The following is a 4,802-nucleotide window of genomic DNA, read 5'->3' on the forward strand; positions in this document are numbered from 1 at the left end:
GCGCTGGAAATCGTCATCGAGAGAAGATCCATCCTCGCCCCGGGAGGGCTACTTGCTCTGAACCGCTGGTCTCACCCAACCCTGACACCCAGGGCCTGTGCAGTGCGTCAGGGGTCAACCGGGTGCCAACCGCTCGGGAACGAATAGACCTAAGGGCAGTTCACGACTGCGTCTCTACTGTCACCTGGGCGGGCAGCAAGATACTGCTCCACATAGTCGTGAAGCACCACAGTCGGTCGTCCAGGACGCACCACCTGGCTGATGATCACCCGCATGAACAAGCTCGTCGTCGGCTCGGCCCCGTCACCCGCCGCGCCCGTGCTGTACACCCACGTTCCGTTCTCCAGCCCATGTGGCGCGTTGATGGAAGTCTCCATTCTGAATGGTCCCGAGCCAACGATGCGCGAGCACAGTCAATTTCCTTCACGGTGGCGCACTTCTGGGTCGAGCCGGTGCTGGTCGGTGCTGACGGCGCCGGCACGGTGCGGGTCGGCGCGCTGGACGGGGCGGGAGGGTCAGCCGCGGCCCCCACCGGCGTCTGGGACGGGGTTGCGGACTCGGACGGGGGCGGGGACGGGGATCATGGGCTCCGATCCCGGGTGTTTGGTGACCGCCGGAGGGCGTAACAGACCATCGGCGAGCCGCTACCATCACTGACTCCGGGGGTCCTATCACCCAGCGGAGATCGGGGAGCTACGGGTGGGCGTGCTGACGAAGGCGATTGCGCGCCTGCTGACCGGCCTACTCTGCGTAGCCGCCGCGGCCGTGCTGGCGTTCGGCGTATGGCCGACCGCGCTTGGCCCATCCGGCCTGGAGCTTGGGCGCGGCATGGCCTGGATGCCCGAGCCGCAGCCGGCGCCATCGGTGGCGGTGCAGCCGGGAGCCGGGTTTGCCGAACGCTGGGAGGCACTCGGGGCCGAGAACCTCACGTTGTTTTCCTTCACCCACACCTCCGACGGCACTCGGGATGCGGCGACCGGGCTACCACCGGTGGAACTGTTCACCCCGTCGATGGAGCTCTCGATCATGGCACCTACCGGGGTCGAGCGGGTCGCTCTGGCCGGACCTCGGCGAAGATCACTGTTGTCGGGCTGGCGATGCTCAACATCGTCGCGGTACTCAGCCTGGACGGCCCGCCAACCGAGGCCGAGTACGGGCTGGGCTCAGCTTTCTTCTACCTTTTCGCGGCAGTCTTCTTCCTCATTCCGGTCTCGCTGGTCGCCGCCGGACTCACTACCACGTGGCCCGAGAAGGGCGGTGTGTTCCGGTGGGCCGGGGAGGCGTTCGGGGACCGCTGGGGCTTCCTCGCCATATTCCTGCTCATCGCGCAGGTGACGATCTGGTTCCCCTTGGTCCTCACCTTCGCCGCGATCTCGCTGGCATACACCGGCCCGCAGGACACAATCGACGAGAAGCTCTCCGGCAACCAGCTCTACATCCTGCTCTCCGTGCTTGCGGTCTACTGGCTCGCGACCGCCATCGCCGCCGGCGGGGTAGCCGCCTTCACCCGCATCGCGAAGTGGGGTGGAATTATCGGAACGATCATCCCCGCTGCCGCCCTCATCACCCTCGGCTTCGCCTACCTGATCTCCGGTGGCACACCGCAGATCCAGCTGGACTGGGATGACGCGATTCCCGACCTGAGCAGCCTCAGCAACCTGGCGCTCGCCGCGAGCATCTTTCTCTTCTATTCCGGCATGGAGATGAACGCGGTCCACGTACAAGATGTGAGGAACCCGGGCCGGGGCTACCCGGTGGCGATACTGATCGCAGCGCTGGGAACAGCGACGATTCTCATCTTGGGAACACTCACGATCGCCCTCGTCGGCAGCCGGGGTGGCGGCTGCCCCAACGACAATGCCCACGCCTTCCACCAACCGGTCGGGGAGGCCCTGGCCGCGTACGGCGTCTACGCCTACTGACCAACAGCGGGGCAGCGGGCCACCAGCACAATTGGCGGCCCGCTGTCAGCCCTCAACGCGGATGCCGGCCGCCTGGGCCAGGCCGTACGAGAGGCTGATCAGATCCTCGTGGTCCACCACCGCGCCCCGCCAACTGGAAAAGTCGCCGACACCAGCCAGGGTGCAGCCCCGAAACCGGGCGCCCTCCATTGACGCGTGATGGAACACCGTCCCGGTCAGGTCGCAGCTCCGAAAAGTCGCACCCCGCAGGTCCGCGTTGGTGAAGTCGGCGCCCCGAAGGTTGCAGTCCTCGAACCGCACCGCGTCGAAGGTCGTCATCCGCCACGCCGACAGGTCCAGGCGGCACCCCACCAAGGTGACATCCCGCAGCACGCCGTCCGCCAACGTCACGCCCGTCATCCTGCACTGCTCCAGCCGCACCCGGGCCAACTCTCCGCCGTCGGCGCGCAGATTGGCCCAGCTGGAATCCGTCACCAGGCAGTCGGTCAGCACCACCTGATCCAGCCGGCACTCAGAGAGGTCTGCGCCACGGAACCGGCACTGCCGGAAGGTCACCGTGGCGGCATCCTGGCCGGCCAGCCGCACCCGGTAGAGCGCCTGGCGTTCCAGCGTCGACTCCGGCTCCAGCGCCGTCGCCTCGCAGAGGCTGACCTCGGCCGGCGGGACCGGGCTACGGGGTTCTCGCTGCTTCCGCGAGCCGGTGGCACGTCGCGGCGCAGAGGATCGGGCAGGCACACCCACACCCTAGGGCCTGGCTCTGACCGTACGGCCGCCGTGTCGCGCACCGGCGCGGGGCGCTGGCGCGACTAAACTCGGCGCTCGAACAAACGTGCCAACCCGGGGGTGCAGGTGTCGAATAATCCCGTAAACCTGAACTGGGTCTTCCGGCCCGATCGCGCCGACCAGGACCGGATCGCCGAGCATGCCGGTAAGCCGATTCACGCCGTACAGCGGCGTGCCGACGATGGGAGCCGAGTGGAGGTTGTCCTCGTCGACGGCGCCCGGGTGCAGGCGTACCGGCATGAGGTCGTGCTCGGCTGACCGACGATCAGGGCCCGCGGTCTGGCACCGCGGGCTCACCCCCGGGGCCGTTCCGGCCGATCGTCGGAATGGTCCCCAGGCGACGAATCGGTCGAATAGTTCGCGGGGGGTTGGTCCGTCGTGGAGAGGGCCAGGACGGCCGAGTCGGCCGGATGCTCCGAGTAGCTAGCCAAGGCCGACCCGGACTGGTTGCGCGAGTGGATCGAGTGCGAGCAGGAAGCGACCCTACTCCGCTGGTACGAGCCGGCGTGGGTGCCCGGCCTGCTACAGACGGAGGCATACGCGCCGGCAACCCTGTCGCACAACCTGCCCTACACCGATGACATTGAACAGCGGGTGCTTTCCCGACTCGGACGGCAGGCGATTCTCTCCGGTGACCAGCCCGTCCAACTCGTGGCGGTCATCGACGTGATGGTGCTCCGCCGGCCGGTGGTCGGCCAGCCAGGCATGATGGCCGAGCAGGTCGCTCACCTGGTGAACATGGGGGAGCTACCGCACGTGCAGATCCTCGTGGTGCCCGACGAGGCTGGGATCTACCCTGGGATACAGGGCGGCTTCATCCTGGCCACTCTCGGCGACGGCTCGCTGGTGACCCACCTGGACCACCAGCGACACTGACCAGCCCCCGGGAAGGCCCGGCTCCTCCACGGAGGCTGGGCCTTTCCCGCTGGCCACCAGCCACTACTACGGGTCAGGCGTCCCGAACTCCCACACGCAGGGCGAGTTAACACCGACATAGATGTCATGGCGGTCAGCACGGTCGTAAACTCTAACCATCAACTGATAGCCGTCGTCGGTCTGAACGGTGTGGCGGTACTCATTAACGATGCGATCATCAGTGATGACCTTGTACCCCTTTCGCTCCCAGAATTCCGAGAGCGTGGGCAAAACCTCGGTTACCGACCAGGAACTGGAGGCAGGTGCAACAACCTGAGCTCGTCGTTCCACGAATATCCTGCCTTCTGGACCGCCATCGGTAGGGGCATCACATGAGAGAGAGTCCAGGCTGAGGTTTCTCTCGGTGGTGACGCCGGCGGGCAATTGCGCGAACGCCTCCTCCCAGAGGATGTTAACTCGTCGGGTGGCTTGTGCGCTCGTCTCGGTGAGTTGCAAGGCCTTCTCCTTTCCCAGACAGCCAGCCACCGCCATCATGATCCCCACGGCCAAGCCCAGCACGGCACCTAACCGGCGACATACCATGTCACTACACCTCATGAGAGTTGGCCGGTATCGATCAGCGCGATGTTCTTACGCGCGATGTTGTTCGGATTCCAATAGGCGGAGTGGGTGGCCGCCTCGTCGTCGGGGTTGCCGGGGTCACTGGCGAAGACCCGTGCCCCGAAGTCGAGCTCACTGGGGTCGTTGCCGTGCACCCAGTCGGGCACCCGACCGATGATGTCGTGCTTCGCCGTGGTGGCCCAGACCTGATCGGGGCGCACACCAGTCAGCTCGGAGGCATGGTCGACGCCAACGCCAGGCGAACCGACGAACACCACGGTGTCGGCGTCAAAAGAATCGGAGCCCCGCGCGGCGTGACCGATTACCGTGGAGCCGTAGCTGTGGCCGAGCACGGTGTTATGCGGAGGAATTCCGCCGTCATGGGTGGCGCGTAGCCCGCTCTGAAAGGTGTCAAGGACCGGGCCGCCGCCCTCGGCATAGGAGTCCAGGCCCGCGTCAGGAAGAATTTCGTCTGGGGCATCGTAGCCATACCAGTAGACCGCTGAGGTCCGCTTGTCCGGGGCCTCTAGTACTCCAGCAGGAGATCCGTTCGGACCTGCTGGAGCTGTGTGGTTTTGTCCGTGAGCATGGAGCAGCCACCGCTGAGTCTTGTGGTTGTGT

Annotated in this window: 5 protein-coding genes and 2 pseudogenes; 4 read left to right on the forward strand and 3 right to left on the reverse strand. The window is 66.1% G+C overall.

Going from position 1 to position 4,802, the window contains the following annotated elements:
• Positions 1–708: 708 nt before the first annotated feature.
• Positions 709–1,071 (forward strand): annotated as a pseudogene (locus tag K228_RS29900) (DUF2975 domain-containing protein); the annotation flags it as partial.
• A gap of 26 nt (positions 1,072–1,097) precedes the next feature.
• Positions 1,098–1,922 (forward strand): amino acid permease, encoded by an 825-nt coding sequence (locus K228_RS0123870; RefSeq protein WP_245603586.1) that lies wholly within the window; start codon positions 1,098–1,100, stop codon positions 1,920–1,922.
• Between the two features lie 45 nt (positions 1,923–1,967).
• On the opposite strand, the gene K228_RS0123875 is transcribed toward K228_RS0123870, so the two are convergent.
• Positions 1,968–2,663, reverse strand: a complete 696-nt coding sequence (locus K228_RS0123875; RefSeq protein ID WP_025620642.1) for a pentapeptide repeat-containing protein — start codon at positions 2,661–2,663, stop codon at positions 1,968–1,970.
• A 102-nt stretch (positions 2,664–2,765) separates the two neighbouring features.
• Between K228_RS0123875 and K228_RS0123880 the strand changes: the two genes are divergently transcribed.
• Entirely contained in the window at positions 2,766–2,963 is a 198-nt protein-coding gene (locus K228_RS0123880) for a hypothetical protein (protein ID WP_018724500.1), read from the forward strand.
• Between the two features lie 152 nt (positions 2,964–3,115).
• Positions 3,116–3,572, forward strand: a pseudogene (locus tag K228_RS26185) (DUF5753 domain-containing protein); the annotation flags it as partial.
• 75 nt (positions 3,573–3,647) lie between these two features.
• Here K228_RS26185 and K228_RS0123890 read toward each other — a convergent pair.
• Both K228_RS0123890 and K228_RS0123895 read right to left on the reverse strand, forming a co-directional pair.
• Positions 3,648–4,163: a hypothetical protein gene (locus K228_RS0123890; protein ID WP_025620643.1), complete on the reverse strand. Its 516-nt coding sequence runs from the start codon at positions 4,161–4,163 to the stop codon at positions 3,648–3,650.
• Between the two features lie 11 nt (positions 4,164–4,174).
• Positions 4,175–4,802, reverse strand: a 628-nt coding sequence (locus tag K228_RS0123895) for an alpha/beta hydrolase (protein WP_223160763.1), incomplete at its 5' end; no start/stop codon positions are given.

Source organism: Salinispora cortesiana, assembly GCF_000484695.1.
GTDB lineage: Bacteria > Actinomycetota > Actinomycetes > Mycobacteriales > Micromonosporaceae > Micromonospora > Micromonospora cortesiana.

What these genes read in the sequence shown, in the direction of transcription:
- K228_RS0123890 (WP_025620643.1), bottom strand. Translation starts at nt 4,163, where the DNA reads ATGGTATGTCGCCGGTTAGGTGCCGTGCTGGGCTTGGCCGTGGGGATC.
- K228_RS0123870 (WP_245603586.1), top strand. Translation starts at nt 1,098, where the DNA reads ATGCTCAACATCGTCGCGGTACTCAGCCTGGACGGCCCGCCAACCGAG.